Raw genomic sequence first — 14,243 nt, forward strand, 5'->3', positions numbered from 1 at the left:
CAAAATTTACTGTTTTATCACTGCTTTTTTGCCCACAAACTCATTTTGCGGTCCAGTACATCCAGTGGTAAACAACCTTGATTCAGAATTTCCTGGTGAAATTTTGCCAAGTTGAATTTGCTGCCTAACTGCTTTTCGTACAGCGTGCGCAATTCGCGCATTTTCAATGAGCCAATTTTGTAGCTCACGGCCTGTCCGGGCATCGCCATATATCTTTCAACTTCCGCTGTCGCGCTGCCCTCATCGTAGGAAATATTGCTGAGGAAATATTTGATAGCTTCTTCTCTGTTCATCGTTCCGGTATGTAAACCTGTGTCGATGACAAGCCGCACCGCACGCAACATTTGGTCGCTTAAATAACCCATTTTCTGGTACGGATCGGTGTACAGACCAAACTCAGGTCCTAAAGTTTCGCAGTAATGCGCCCAACCTTCACCATAAGCACCGAACCAGCCAAAACGCATAAATTTCGGCAGCTGCAAATTTTCCTGCTGAAGCGAGATTTGATAATGATGTCCCGGAATTGCTTCATGTAAAAACAGAGATTCCATACCGGAAGTCACATTAAATTTGGTGGGATCCGGAATGGGAATATAGAAAATCCCCGGTCTTTTTCCGTCTGGTGTTCCCTGAATGTATTCAGCGCTCGCGGTGGCTTCACGGAATTTTTCAGTTTGCCGGATTTCAAAAGGTGTTTTCGGATTTACGCCGAACATTGCACCGAGTTTAGGTTTAATTTTCTCTAAAATGCCGTTAAAAGCAGCCAAAATTTCTTTTTCATTTTTGTACGGCATCGCTTTCGGATCCGCTTTCACGAAAGTGATGAACTCCTCTAAAGTTCCTTCGAAACCAACTTCTTTTTTTACTTTTTCCATTTCACCACGCAGCATCGCCACCTGCTCCAAACCCAATTTGTTGATTTCTTCAGGAGTTTTTCCGGTGGTGCTCCAGCTTTTTACGTAATAAGCGTAGATTTCATTTCCCTTCGGCAAAGCATTAATTCCGTCTGTTGTCCGTGCTTTCGGCAAATATTCCTGCTCCAGAAAACTTCCCATTTGGGTATAAGCCGGAATGATTTTTTTGGTAATTACATTGCCGTATTCCGTGGTGAATCGTTCTTTTTCAGCAGCTGAAAATTTCTTCGGAAAATTACGGATCGGGCCGAAAAAAATATTTTTTTCTAAAGACGGATCTGTTAATTCGGCGGCGTTCATCTGAACAATCATTTTTGCCACCAAAGATTTTGGTAAAACGATGCCGTTTTTCATTCCGGTGCGGAAATTTTCAGTCGCGGTTTCCATCCATTCCGGGAATTTTTCCATTCTTTTCAACCAATCTTCGTAATCTTTCACGGTTTTAAAGGGCTGACTTCCTTCACCACTTCCCAATAGCGGAAAGTCCAAAGGCAAACCACCGAACTGCGTGAACGGAATATATTCCGGATGATAAGCGTAGCGTTCAATTTTATCCTTTAAAGTATAATCCAAAACATCGTAAACTGTTTTATCATTGTCATTCAAACCGTCATAATCCACTTTTTTTAGCTGGTTTTGAACTGAAGCGTAAAACGAAATTTCTCCGGAAATAAAATCTTTATCAATATTATTCGGTAGCTGATCATTATACCTTGGATCGCCTTGTGCTGTGGCTTCGAGCGGATACAGTTTCAGATATTGTTCGTAATAATTTGCGGCGATAGAATCAATTGAAACCGGTGTGACTTTAGTTAAAGGCGAATCGGTTTTTTTGCATGCTACAGCACCGAATAAATAAGTGATAGAGAAAAGAATGACGTAAAAAGAATTTTTCATCTAAAATGGATTTTGTGATGCTAAATTAATGTTTTTGAATAAAGATTCGAACAATAAAATGCGTCGTGGAAGGCAAAACGAAAAAAAACTTTAAAAATTTTGCGCAATCGTGCAATTTTTTATCTTTGTTCACTAAGTTTTATAAACATTAACACTTTTTTTTCTTTAGCAATGAAAGGGATTTTGAAAATCTACCACCCGGATGAAACCCTGAAATATCACATCCAAAGTACCTATTGCAAAGCCGTTTACAGTAATACGCAACATTTGCTGGAAGTAGAAATTATCACCGATGATTCTTTGGATCATGTAGATGACGATTCGCTGCAATATCATTTTCCGCAGATCGCGCTCAACATTTCAGATTTTCCGGTCGCGGATGGTGAATTATGTGGTAAATGCCTTACGGTTGAAGACAGTGAGGATGAAACCTACACGGCGGTAGACCTTTTCGATGACGACGACGCTTACCTTTCTAATAGCAAACTTTCTTTCCGGAACAATGCTGAGGGCGTACTGGAGCTTTTCTGGGAAGGAAATATCGATGATTTTTATACCGGAAGTTCAGAATCCATTCCTTTTAAACTGAAGTGCAATTTCAAACCGGATGAAATTGTTGTTGATGAAGATTAAGTCCTAATTTCCAGACCGTTTTCTGTTTTTTCGCCTTAATCCGTAATATTACGGTAATTTTGCCGTTCCATTTTTAATCTAAAATAAACTCATGTTTTTACAAACTCCCACACCAATCACCACAACCACCACAGAAAAGCACGTTTTTTCGCTTTGGGAAATTCTATTTGGCGGCGGCATGCTGGGAAATATCATTATGATTGCGATATTTTTACTGGGAATTTTAGCACTTTATATCTTCCTTGAAAGGTATTTCTTCATTAAAAGAGCTTCGAAAGAAACGCCGAACTTTTTAGAAAATATTAAAGATTTCGTGCAGGAAGGTAAAATTACCACCGCGATTGATTATTGCAAAACTTTAGATTCTCCCGAAGCGCGGATGATTGAAAAAGGTTTGGCCCGAATCGGACGCCCGATTTCCGATATTTCAAACGCGATGCAAAATCAGGGACAACTGGAAGTTTCTAAACTCGAAAAAAACCTCAATATTTTAGCTTCAGCTTCGGGTGCAGCTCCGATGCTCGGGTTTTTAGGAACGGTTGTCGGAATGATCATGGCGTTTTTCGAAATCTCAAACGTTACAGGCGCAGTAAGTCCAAAACTCTTGGCATCAGGAATTTATACCGCAATGGCAACCACGGCAGTTGGTTTAATCGTGGGTATTCCTGCCTATTTTTTCTATAATATTTTGGTGACCAATGTGGACCGTTTGGTTTTGAAAATTCAAACTCATGTGAATGAATTTCTGGATACTTTAAATACGCCACTATAATGGAGTTGAAAAGAAGAAACAGGGTAAACGCCGAGTTTAGCATGGCTTCGATGACAGATATTATCTTTCTGTTACTCATCTTTTTCATGATTACAAGTTCTGCCATCAGCCAAAGTTCAATTGAAGTGAAACTACCAAGCGCAGACACCACGAACGCGAGTGTACAAGATCCGGCCGTTGTTACAATTAAAGAAGACGGCAACTATTTTGTTAATGATAAACCTATTGGAAAAAGCGAACTGGAGCAATATTTGGTAAATACCTTAAAAGGTGAAGAAAATCCCTCTTTCACCATCCGTGCAGACGAAAATACAAAACACAAAGATGTGGTATTCGTAATGGGAATTGCGGAAATGCACCGGTTTAATTTAGCAATTGCTACCATCCAGGAAAACTAGACGATCAATTCTTGCAGAAAGAATTCCGTATTATGAATTACATTCTTCAACATAAAAAAAACGAACAGAAAGACCGCACGAAAAGCCTGATTATCACTTTTCTCTTGTCAGTGCTGGTTTTTTTGCTTATTTTCTTTTATTCCTTTACCAAAGAAATCCAGAAACCTGCCGAGTTTACCACTATGCTCATCAATTTCGGTGATAATCAAAACGGTGCGCAGCTGGAAGAACCTGCAAATCAGGAAGGAAGTTTAGCCGCAGCAGCAGAAGTAGACCAACCGCAACCTGCCGAAGAAGTAGCAAAACCTGTGGTTCCGGAAAAAATTATCACCGGAAACAATCCTGTGGTGAAAGCGCCAAAAGCAGAAAAAACGGCCAAAACACCGGTAAAAACTGAAACTAAAAAAACAACACCTACAAAAAATTCCGCGACAAAAACCACTACACCAAACGCAAAAACCGGAACCGGAGACGGCAAAGGAACGGCTGCAATTGGAAATCTTTTGAAAGGCCGCGGCACCAAAACCGGCACGCAGGGAACAGACGGAACAACAGGAAATTCCGGTGATCCTCTTGGCGGTGACGGAAACGGCGACAGCAAAATAGGAATTGACCGCCAATTGGTTGGTTTTATTCCCGGAACAATGGGTCGCGGTGGCGCGCAGCCTTCGCATAGCTGTAGCGCAAGTGGCACCATTAACATAGCGTATACTGTAGACAAAGCCGGAAACGTGGTTTCCGCAAGACGCAGCGGTGGTGTTTCAGATGCTTGCGTGGTTTCAACTTCAGTAAGCTGGGTGAAACGTTATGTAAAAGCAGAACGAGCTACGTCCTCCTCCACCGGAACCTACAGCATTACCTTCTAAAACCGCGAAATTTCAAAAATTTCTCACATGACAAACCAGGAATATCAGGAAGCGATCGACTGGCTTTTTGCACAATTGCCCAATTACCAAAAGGAGGGTAAAACTGCATATAAACCCGGTTTTGACAACATAAAAAAGCTGTGTGAAATCTTCGGAAATCCGCAGGAAAAACTGAAAATGATACACATTGGCGGCACCAACGGCAAAGGTTCTACCAGTAATATGCTCGCTTCTGTTTTGCAGGAAGCAGGTTTTAAAACCGGACTTTACAACTCGCCACACCTCATCGATTTTACCGAAAGAATTAAAATAAACGGCGAAAACTGCAACAAAAATTTCGTTTTTAATTTTATTAAAAAAATGCGCGGTTTGCCGTCAGAATTTAAACCTTCATTTTTTGAATTTACCACAGTGATGGCTTTCGAATATTTTTACCAGAACCAGGTAGATTTCGCCATTATTGAAGTGGGTTTGGGCGGCCGACTGGATTCCACAAATATAATTAAGCCCATGCTCAGCGCAATTACCAACGTGGCGCTGGATCATCAGGAACTTTTGGGCGAAACTTTGGAGGAAATCGCGGGCGAAAAAGCAGGAATTATCAAGCCACATATCCCAATAGTTTCTGGTGATGAAAATGATGTGGTGAAAAACATCATTAAAGCTAAAGCCGAGATAGAAAACGCACCGTTTATCGATGCTACAGCTTTTGGAACCAATTTAAAATCCGACCTGGAAGGAAATTATCAGTCAAAAAATATTCGGGTTGTTTTGGCATTAGTTCAGGCATTGGGAAAACTTGGAACTTCAATTTCAGACGAAAATGTAAAAAAAGGCCTTTTAAACGTCCAAAAAAATACAAACTTTATCGGCCGATGGTTTAAATTTTCCGAAGATCCGCTAATCATTTGCGATACTGCACATAACCTTGCGGGTTTAGAGCTTGTTTTTGAGCAACTTAACGAAATTCCGGCCTTTAAGCACCTGATTTTTGGTTTTGTCGCAGAGAAGAAAATTGAAGGTGTTTTGAAAATTTTGCCTCGTAATGCGGCAAATTATTTCATTAAACCAAATAACAACCGCGGTAGACACCCGAAGGATTATGAAGAATTGCTGAAAAAATTTAAAATTAATTATAAAATTTTTGATCATCTGCAGGATGCCTATCTTTTTGCGAGACAGGAACTTAAAAAAGACGAAATGATTTTTGTCGGCGGCAGCAACTTTGTAGTGGGAGAATTTTTAGAAAATAATTTGGAGAAATAAAAAAACATTGTATATTTGCCGAACCAAAATTTGAGAAATCAATGACGGTATCGGGCTCTTAGCTCAGTTGGTTCAGAGCATCTGGTTTACACCCAGAGGGTCGGGGGTTCGAATCCCTCAGGGCCCACAAAAAAAACCTCAGCTTGTCTGAGGTTTTTTTATTTCCGGGCGGTTAGCTCAGTTGGTTTAGAGCGTTGCGTTGACATCGCAGAGGTCGCTGGTTCGAACCCAGTACCGCCCACACTTACAAAGAAATCCCCTGCTGTTTGGCAGGATTTTTCGTTTTTGCTGATGAAAACGGCTTTCTTTTAAACCTGAAAAATCAGCCCTTTTAGCGGCATACTTTTCCTTTTTAACAATCTGAAAATCATTATTTTTGTTTTATAATATTTTACTAATTTTATCTAAAATCACAAAGGATGTTAGTAAAGATTTACGGCAGCGCCATCCACGGTGTTTCCGCGCAAACCATTACTATTGAGGTGAATGTGGATACCGGCGGCGTTGGTTATCATCTCGTCGGCTTGCCGGACAACGCTATTAAGGAAAGCAGCTATCGAATTTCTGCCGCGCTGAAAAATATCGGCTTCAAAATTCCGGGCAAAAAAATTACCATCAATATGGCGCCAGCGGATCTTCGGAAAGAAGGTTCAGCTTACGACCTCAGTATCGCGCTGGGGATTCTTGCCGCTTCCGAGCAGATTAAAGCTGAAAACATCGGTGATTACATCATTATGGGAGAACTTTCGTTGGACGGTGGTTTATTGCCGATTAAAGGGGTTTTGCCCATCGCCATTAAAGCCAAAGAAGAGGGTTTCCGCGGGATTATTTTACCGAAACTGAATATCCGTGAAGCCGCAATCGTCAGTGATTTAGAAGTCTACGGCGTTGATAATATTAAAGAAGTTGTCGATTTTTTTAATGATGGAAAACCGCTGGAAAGAACAACCATCGATATCCGGAAAGAATTTCAGGAGAAAATACACTTTTTTCCCAATGATTTTTCGGAGGTGAAAGGTCAGGAAACCGCAAAACGTGCGATGGAAGTTGCGGCAGCGGGCGGACATAATATTATTCTCATCGGACCGCCGGGCAGCGGAAAAACCATGCTTGCAAAACGTGTCCCGACAATTTTGCCGCCTTTGACTTTACGTGAAGCTTTAGAAACCACAAAAATCCATTCGGTAGCCGGTAAAATCGGTACAGAAACTTCATTAATGACCGTTCGGCCGTTTCGCAGCCCACATCATACGATTTCGGATGTTGCATTAGTCGGTGGTGGAAGCTACCCGCAACCGGGCGAAATTTCATTAGCACATAACGGCGTGCTTTTTCTGGACGAAATGCCGGAATTTAAAAGAACCGTGCTGGAAGTCATGCGCCAGCCGCTGGAAGACCGCGAAGTCACTATTTCCCGCGCCAAATTCACGGTGAATTATCCCGCAAGTTTTATGCTCGTCGCAAGCATGAATCCCAGTCCGAGCGGCTTTTTTCCGGATGATCCGAACAACACTTCATCACATTTTGAAATGCAGCGGTATATGAATAAACTTTCCGGGCCGTTGCTGGACCGGATCGATATTCACATTGAAGTTCAAAAAGTGGAATTCGACCAGCTTGCAGACCGCCGAAAAGGTGAACAAAGCAATGACATCCGAAAGCGGGTTTTACTTGCTCGCGAAATTCAAACTAACCGCTATAAAGATTCAGCAATACATTACAACGCGCAAATGGGACCAAAAGAAATTGAGAAGTTTTGCGAACTCGACGAAGCTTCACAGCAGCTTATAAAAACTGCGATGGATAAACTGAATCTTTCCGCGCGCGCTTACGACCGGATTTTAAAAGTCGCACGTACTATCGCTGATCTCGAAAGCATCGAAAAATTAAATCCTGCACACATTTCCGAAGCAATACAATACCGAAGCCTGGACCGAGAGTTTTGGAATACATAAAAATTGCCTGCTTAAGCAGGCAATTTTTTTACTTTTGGAGAAGCATTTATTTTATTAAAGTCTTAGTGCCAAGGTCTAATACTTTTCCAAAAGTCACCGTTACATCCTGTGTAACATCTTTATAATTCGTGGTGTCCAAAGCGTCGTACATCAGTTTATAGTTGCCTTCCGGAATACCGCGCAACATAAAATATCCGTTTGCTTCCGGAATCGCAGTCATAATTTCTTCGTTTGTTGTCGCGTTCAGAAGTTTAACCGTAGTTTGTGCTTCCGCCGGCGCTACATAACCTTTGATCTGACCATCGGTTTCTTTACTGAAAATTCTGATTACAGGTTTCAGCAAATAATTACCGTTCCCTTGTTTTACCACAGATTTGTCAGCATCAAAATCTAACCAGATCTCATAAGCGCCGTCTGGTTGTAAAGTCTGATTCCAGTTTAATTTAATTCCGGACTGCTGCGCAGAAGGAGTTGCCAACGGATAACGTACACCATCAACAGTTACGTAGTTTTCTGTACCTAAAATCATTCGCATCTGCGTAACAGCGCCAGCCGGTAAAACGGTTTCACCTAAAAGTACATCTACGCCATTATTTAAATCCAAAAGGTTATAGATTCCTATTTTAGCCATGTTTAACGTGGACCATTCAGCATCGGATTTTCCAAGTTCCAGTTTCTGGATGTCAACTTCTACCTTGTCGTATTTCGCCGGAGCGTCGGTTAGGTGCACTTTTAAAGATGCATTTCCATCAGAAGTCCCGTCGTTCTGGCAGGATGTGAATGCCAGAAGCGTTGCGCTGAGCGCCAGAAATAGATTTTTCATTTGTTTTATGTTTTGATTAAACGATCATTTAAGATTTAAGCAATCGAATTATCTTTCAAACGAAAAAAGTGCCGAAATATTTTTTATCGCCTTAAAACGGCAAATTTTTGGATTTTTCCAGCTGAAGTTTATTGCCGGCAAAAGTGCTAATTAGAAACGAACGGCTTGATTTGCTTTTTGTTACGCTCTTTAAATTCGTAACCAAGATTGTAAGAAAAACCAACGCCTAAAGTCTGCTTCATTTGCAGTTTCTGCAGTTGGTCGTGATCATAAATTAAATCCAAGCTGATGACCGTTGTGATAAACTTGTTGAATTTAATATTTAAAGCACCGTTGTACGCAATATCCACGCGCTCCGGATGCGAAACATAATTGCTGAAGAAATTTACCTGGTTCACCAAATTGATGTCTTTGTATATTTTCAAACGGTAAAGCACATTCACCAGGGCACCGAGTTCCGCACGTGCCGACTGACCATCACGTTCCAAACCATATCTGCCGGCTTTCTGCAAAAGCGGATCATTAACAAAGGTAAATTTGCCGTTTACAGGCCGAAAAATTACCTGAAAGTTTTCACTCGGATTATACAAAATTCCGAGCCCGGCGTACAGATATCCGGGTGACATAAACCTGGAAATTCGGTCTGCAAAAGTTGGATTCGGCGTTGCAGAATAATTATATCCGGCTGCAAACTGCGACAGAAACTGAAAACCCGTAGAAAGGTAGAAATTTTTCCCAACATCGTAACCGTAATTGCTCATGATGTTTATGTAATCTTCTGTTTTCCGCGAAGCTTCATTTTGCGAAGCTACAAAACCATAACCAAGCTGAATATTATTGTCTAAAAAGTGTCGGCGGTTTTTGTAGCTGAGGTTGTAGTTGATTTTACCGATAATTCCGATGTTGTTGTTTCCTCCGGAATTCCAGTTCGAATAGGAAGACTGGTTGAAAACCAAATTATTCTGGCCGTAATAAAACCATTTTATCGGATCTTTCAGTTGAAGAAGATTGTACGGGGTCACCGGAATCTCCTCATTTTCCGGGATTATTGCAGTTTTATCTTTGATGACCAAAGTATCTTTAAACTTTACTTCAAATTTTTCGAATTTTGGGTCCGCTAAGCTGTCGAGATCCAAAGCGCGGGCTTTCCAGCGGTTTTGCGAAATAGAGTCGATTTCTGCGAGAATACTTTTTTCCTCTTGCGAAAAAGCAGTTACGGCAAGAAACAGCGACACGAGTACCAATAATTTTCTCATAGCCAGCAAAAATAAGACAACTATTTAAAATTAAAAACCGGAAATCCAAAACTTGGCATTATTTGGCCGATTTTTTTTACATTTAGAAAAGTATTAGCCATATTTTCTTCAATTATTTTTTGGTCAAAGTTTTGACAAAAACACCGAATGTCTGATAAAACCCTAAACTTTTCCGCTGTCCTGTATGCCGCACTGGTGGTCGCTGCGATGTGGTTTGGTTTTCTGCTGCAGAATTTGGGGTGGTTCAGCGGATGTTCCGGCGCCATTATTCCCTTAAGTCCATACGGCTTGAAAGGAATTTTTCTTTCACCTTTTTTACACGGCGGTTTGGAGCATATTTTCGGAAATTCTGTGCCTATTTTTGTGCTTATTTTTCTGCTTTTTCAATTCTATCCGTTTATCGCTAAAAAAGTTTTTATTGTCGGCTGGGTTCTTACCGGTTTTTTAGTTTGGCTCCTGCCGCCGATCGACATTTTTACCGGTGAATATAATCAGGTTTGTATTATCGGTGCCAGTGGAGTTGTGTATGTTTTGGCTTTTTTTCTGTTTTTCAGCGGCGTCTTCCGCTGGAATATGAAATTCCTCACTGTTTCCATGGTCGTTGCGCTGTATTACGGAAGTTTAATTTGGGGCGTTTTGCCGGAAGAATTATTTTCTCACCTTGAGGAACCGAGCAGAATTTCGTGGCAGTCGCATTTATCGGGCGCGGTTGTCGGAATTATCATGGCTTTTGTTTTCCGGAAGAACGGTGAGCGTAAACTGAAATTTATCTGGGAATTTCCAAATTATTACAGCGAAAAAGACGACAAACTTTGGCAGGAATATAAAGAAAATCACCCTGATGATTTTCTGGAACTACCTCAAAAAAAGAAAGATACCGTCTGGAATCACCTGGATAAAATCCGCCGGAATGAATAATTTTTGATATTTTTATAAAAATTTTTCGCATGCATTCCGAAGAGGTTTTATATTCCATCGCGCTTCGCCGCTGCCCGCTTATTGGCGATGTCATTTTTCAGAAGCTGATAAACGAAGCCGGCTCTGCGAAGCAGGTTTGGCAACTGTCAAAATCCGGTTTGCGGAACATTTTCGGTATCGGCAAAAAAATAGCGCTTGAAATCGGAAATAAAGAGCATTTGCATTTCGCGGGACAGGAAATTAAATTTTGCGAAAAACATGATATTAAAATTAACCTCCGCCATTTAGGAGACTTACCTCAACTTTTAAATTCCTGTGATGACGCACCCGCCATTCTTTACCAAAAAGGAAATTTAGCAAAAACCGCAAATTTCGTGAGCATTGTCGGAACGCGGAATATTTCTGCTTATGGAAAAAGCTTTATCCACGATTTTTTGCATCAAATCAAAGCGCAAAGTGTAGCAACAGTAAGCGGTTTAGCATTAGGTGTAGATTCTGAAGTTCATGAAATTTCGCTACAAAATTCTCTGCCGACCGTCGCGGTTTTAGCGCACGGTTTTCACACCCTTTATCCGGCAAAAAACCGCCGATTAGCCGAAAGAATTTTAGCTGAAGGTGGAATGCTTTTAACTGAATTCAATTCTTCACAAAAACCCGACCGCGAAAACTTCATTCAGCGGAACCGCGTCATTGCAGGCTTGTCGCCGGCAACAATTGTGGTAGAGACCGCATTTGGCGGCGGTTCCATAAGTACCGCAACTTTTGCTAATAATTATAACCGCGACGTTTACGCGCTTCCCGGTAGAATTGACGAAAAATACAGCCAGGGTTGCAACCAGCTAATATTTCAAAATAAAGCTACCGCAATTTCCACCATTTCCGGTCTCATTACAGAACTTGGTTACAACAGGGAAAAAGAAAAAACCGGCGAACTTTTTCCGTCTTCGGAAATTAGGTTGCTTTTGCCCCAAAATCAGCAGGATATTTTAGATCAACTTCATAAGTCGATTCCGCTTTCTCTGGATGAAATTTCCGAAAACCTAAAATTGCCTTCTTATAAAATTTTGCCTGATTTGCTCGAACTGGAAATTTCAGGATACATTCGTGCACTTTCCGGCAGACAATATTTGCTTTTGTAGTTTTTTACCGTTTATAAGAATTTACCATTCACAGCATTACATTGGTTTTTCCGCACCTAAAAAACACTTTCTTTACCGCTAATTTAGGGATTTTAGGGTTTATATGAATTTCTGAAAAGATGAAATTTTGTAGCTAAAGTTTTTAAAAAAAAATTAAATTTGTTTGTAAAATAACACCTTTTTATGGAACAATATAATGTAGAACAAAAAATCCAGGACTTCATCGCAGACATTGAAGCGAGAAATCCAAACGAACCAGAATTTCTTCAAGCCGTAAAAGAAGTAGCTGTTACCGTGATCCCGTTTATTGCCGCTCATAGCCAATATGACGGTAAAAAACTTCTGGAAAGAATGGCGGAGCCGGAAAGAACAATCATCTTCCGTGTACCATGGGTTGACGATTCCGGAGAAATTCAGGTGAACAGAGGATTTAGAATTCAGATGAATTCTGCTATTGGACCATACAAAGGTGGTATCCGTTTTCACCCAACTGTAAATCTTTCCGTTCTTAAGTTTTTGGCCTTCGAGCAGACTTTTAAAAACTCGCTGACTACATTGCCAATGGGCGGTGGAAAAGGTGGCGCAGATTTCGATCCGCAGGGCAAAAGCGATATGGAAATTATGAGATTCTGCCAGGCCTTCATGACCGAACTTTGCAAACACATCGGCCCTGAAACCGACGTTCCAGCTGGTGATATCGGTGTAGGCGCACGTGAAATCGGTTATTTGTTCGGACAGTACAAAAAAATCAGAAATGAATTTACAGGTGTTCTTACCGGAAAAGGTCTTGCCTACGGTGGTTCGCTAATCAGACCGGAAGCTACTGGCTACGGTGTGGTATATTTCTGCGAGCAAATGCTCAAAACAATCGGACAGGATATTAAAGGGAAAACTTTCGCTGTTTCAGGTTTCGGAAATGTAGCTTGGGGCGTGGTAAAAAAAGTAACCGAATTAGGCGGAAAGGTTTTAACAATCAGCGGACCAGATGGTTACATCTACGATGAAGACGGGATTTCCGGTGATAAAATCGATTATTTGCTGCAACTTCGCGCTTCCGGAAACAACAGGGCAGAAGATTACGCAACCAAATACCCAAGTGCGAAATTCTTCGCTGGCAAACGTCCGTGGGAAGTGAAATGTGACGTTGCAATCCCGGCTGCTACACAAAACGAACTGTATTTAGAAGATGCTGAAATGCTTGTCGCAAACGGAGTAATCTGTGTAACCGAAGCGGCAAACATGCCTTCAACTTTGGACGCAATCAATTATTTCCTTGACAATAAAGTTTTATTCTCCCCGGGAAAAGCTTCGAACGCTGGTGGTGTTGCCACGTCCGGTTTGGAAATGACGCAAAATTCCATCAGGCTGAACTGGTCTTCCGAAGAAGTTGATATGAGATTAAAAGAAATCATGATCGGTATTCACAAAGCGTGCAGCGATTATGGTAAAGATAAAGACGGCTACGTGAATTACGTAAAAGGCGCAAACATCGCCGGATTTGTAAAAGTAGCTGAAGCAATGCTTGCGCAAGGTGTTGTCTAAATAAAAATAAAGCCGGTTTTTGCCGGCTTTTTTTATAAACCTGTCCCGGGGAAATGGGAGAAAAAGTAAAGTGAAAGGATAAAAAGCATTGAATTTTCAATGCTTTTTATTATTTAAAAATTTGCCTCTAAATGGGCATTTTTTTCAAAAATTTCCGCTATTTATTTTTCAGGACTTTTTCCTGCATGCGTTCTACAAATTCAAAAGCGGCGGGACAGATCACCGTATTTTTCACGGTTAAATGATTGATCTGGTAAATCTTTTTGCGGTCAGTATGCGGAAATGCGCGGCACGCTTTGGGCCGGATTTCGTAGATTGAACAGGTGTTGTCTTCATTCAAAAACCAACACGGCAGATTTTGCAAAACTTTGTCCTGGTCTTCATCGGTGCGCAAATATTTCGCTTCAAATTCTGCCGGCTTCATCCGGAAATTTTTTGATATTATTTCAATGTCTTTTTCGGTGAAAAGCGGTCCGGTGGTTTTGCAGCAGTTGGCGCACTGCAGACAATCTACCTTGCTGAAAACCTCGTCGTGGGTTTCCTGCGCAAGATAATCTAGGTTGCGTGGCGGTTTTTTCTTCAGGCCGGCGAGAAACTTTTGGTGTTCCTTATTTTTGGCGAGTGCCTGCTGTTTGTAAAACTCTAAATCCATTTTGCAAAAATACGGGTAAAAGTTTTAAAAAAATGCCTGATTAGCAGCCAAAAACCGCGGCCGTGATAGCAGCGGCTACCCCGCAGGGCGGCGGCGGAGCGAAGCGGAGCCGCCAACCGAGGAGTAATAGCGGATAGCACGAAATGTCCGCCCGAAAAAAAACGCCCTGAAAACGGCAAATTTTCCGCATTAAAAATTTGACTAATTTTGCA

At 41.3% G+C, this 14,243-nt stretch carries 13 protein-coding genes and 2 tRNA genes; 11 read left to right on the top strand and 4 right to left on the bottom strand.

Translation table 11 applies throughout. From position 1 onward, the window contains the following. Positions 1-17: 17 nt before the first annotated feature. Positions 18-1,811 (bottom strand): DUF885 domain-containing protein, encoded by a 1,794-nt coding sequence (locus tag OA84_RS03255; protein ID WP_039342200.1) that lies wholly within the window; start codon positions 1,809-1,811, stop codon positions 18-20. 171 nt (positions 1,812-1,982) lie between these two features. Between OA84_RS03255 and OA84_RS03260 the strand changes: the two genes are divergently transcribed. The 8 genes from OA84_RS03260 (at position 1,983) to OA84_RS03295 (ending at position 7,701) form a co-directional block, all read left to right on the top strand. Further along, positions 1,983-2,444: a hypothetical protein gene (locus OA84_RS03260; protein WP_039342201.1), complete on the top strand. Its 462-nt coding sequence runs from the start codon at positions 1,983-1,985 to the stop codon at positions 2,442-2,444. 91 nt (positions 2,445-2,535) lie between these two features. After that, the gene (locus tag OA84_RS03265) at positions 2,536-3,216 is read left to right on the top strand and encodes a MotA/TolQ/ExbB proton channel family protein (protein WP_039342204.1); all 681 of its coding nucleotides are present in this window, start codon (positions 2,536-2,538) and stop codon (positions 3,214-3,216) included. Continuing rightward, complete coding sequence (locus OA84_RS03270; protein ID WP_039342207.1) at positions 3,216-3,614, top strand: ExbD/TolR family protein; 399 nt, start codon at positions 3,216-3,218, stop codon at positions 3,612-3,614. Before OA84_RS03265 ends, OA84_RS03270 begins: the two co-directional genes overlap by 1 nt. Positions 3,615-3,646: 32 nt before the next feature. Continuing rightward, entirely contained in the window at positions 3,647-4,480 is an 834-nt protein-coding gene (locus OA84_RS03275) for a hypothetical protein (RefSeq protein WP_039342738.1), read from the top strand. A gap of 27 nt (positions 4,481-4,507) precedes the next feature. Next, entirely contained in the window at positions 4,508-5,746 is a 1,239-nt protein-coding gene (locus OA84_RS03280; protein WP_039342210.1) for a bifunctional folylpolyglutamate synthase/dihydrofolate synthase, read from the top strand. Between the two features lie 52 nt (positions 5,747-5,798). Further along, positions 5,799-5,873 (top strand) — tRNA-Val (locus OA84_RS03285). A gap of 39 nt (positions 5,874-5,912) precedes the next feature. Further along, positions 5,913-5,987 (top strand) — tRNA-Val (locus OA84_RS03290). 178 nt (positions 5,988-6,165) lie between these two features. Next, positions 6,166-7,701, top strand: a complete 1,536-nt coding sequence (locus tag OA84_RS03295) for a YifB family Mg chelatase-like AAA ATPase (RefSeq protein ID WP_039342213.1) — start codon at positions 6,166-6,168, stop codon at positions 7,699-7,701. 46 nt (positions 7,702-7,747) lie between these two features. Here the strand turns inward: OA84_RS03295 and OA84_RS03300 are convergent, their stop codons facing one another. Beyond that, positions 7,748-8,524: a DUF4382 domain-containing protein gene (locus OA84_RS03300; protein WP_039342216.1), complete on the bottom strand. Its 777-nt coding sequence runs from the start codon at positions 8,522-8,524 to the stop codon at positions 7,748-7,750. 146 nt (positions 8,525-8,670) lie between these two features. Further along, on the bottom strand, positions 8,671-9,780 hold the full coding sequence (locus tag OA84_RS03305) for a DUF3078 domain-containing protein (RefSeq protein ID WP_039342219.1): 1,110 nt from the start codon (positions 9,778-9,780) through the stop codon (positions 8,671-8,673). Between the two features lie 147 nt (positions 9,781-9,927). On the opposite strand from OA84_RS03305, the gene OA84_RS03310 reads away from it, so the two are divergent. The 3 genes from OA84_RS03310 to gdhA all read left to right on the top strand — a co-directional run bounded on the left by OA84_RS03310 (position 9,928) and on the right by gdhA (position 13,379). Next, positions 9,928-10,698, top strand: coding sequence for a rhomboid family intramembrane serine protease (locus OA84_RS03310; protein ID WP_039342222.1), 771 nt, complete (start codon positions 9,928-9,930; stop codon positions 10,696-10,698). Positions 10,699-10,727: 29 nt separating this feature from the next. Further along, positions 10,728-11,837 (top strand): DNA-processing protein DprA, encoded by a 1,110-nt coding sequence (dprA, locus tag OA84_RS03315; protein WP_039342225.1) that lies wholly within the window; start codon positions 10,728-10,730, stop codon positions 11,835-11,837. A gap of 183 nt (positions 11,838-12,020) precedes the next feature. After that, on the top strand, positions 12,021-13,379 hold the full coding sequence (gene gdhA, locus OA84_RS03320; protein WP_039342229.1) for an NADP-specific glutamate dehydrogenase: 1,359 nt from the start codon (positions 12,021-12,023) through the stop codon (positions 13,377-13,379). A 157-nt stretch (positions 13,380-13,536) separates the two neighbouring features. On the opposite strand, the gene OA84_RS03325 is transcribed toward gdhA, so the two are convergent. Beyond that, positions 13,537-14,031 (bottom strand): YkgJ family cysteine cluster protein, encoded by a 495-nt coding sequence (locus tag OA84_RS03325; protein ID WP_039342233.1) that lies wholly within the window; start codon positions 14,029-14,031, stop codon positions 13,537-13,539. Positions 14,032-14,243: the final 212 nt, after the last annotated feature.

This window comes from Kaistella solincola, from assembly GCF_000812875.1.
In the GTDB taxonomy this organism is placed as follows: Bacteria; Bacteroidota; Bacteroidia; order Flavobacteriales; family Weeksellaceae; genus Kaistella; species Kaistella solincola.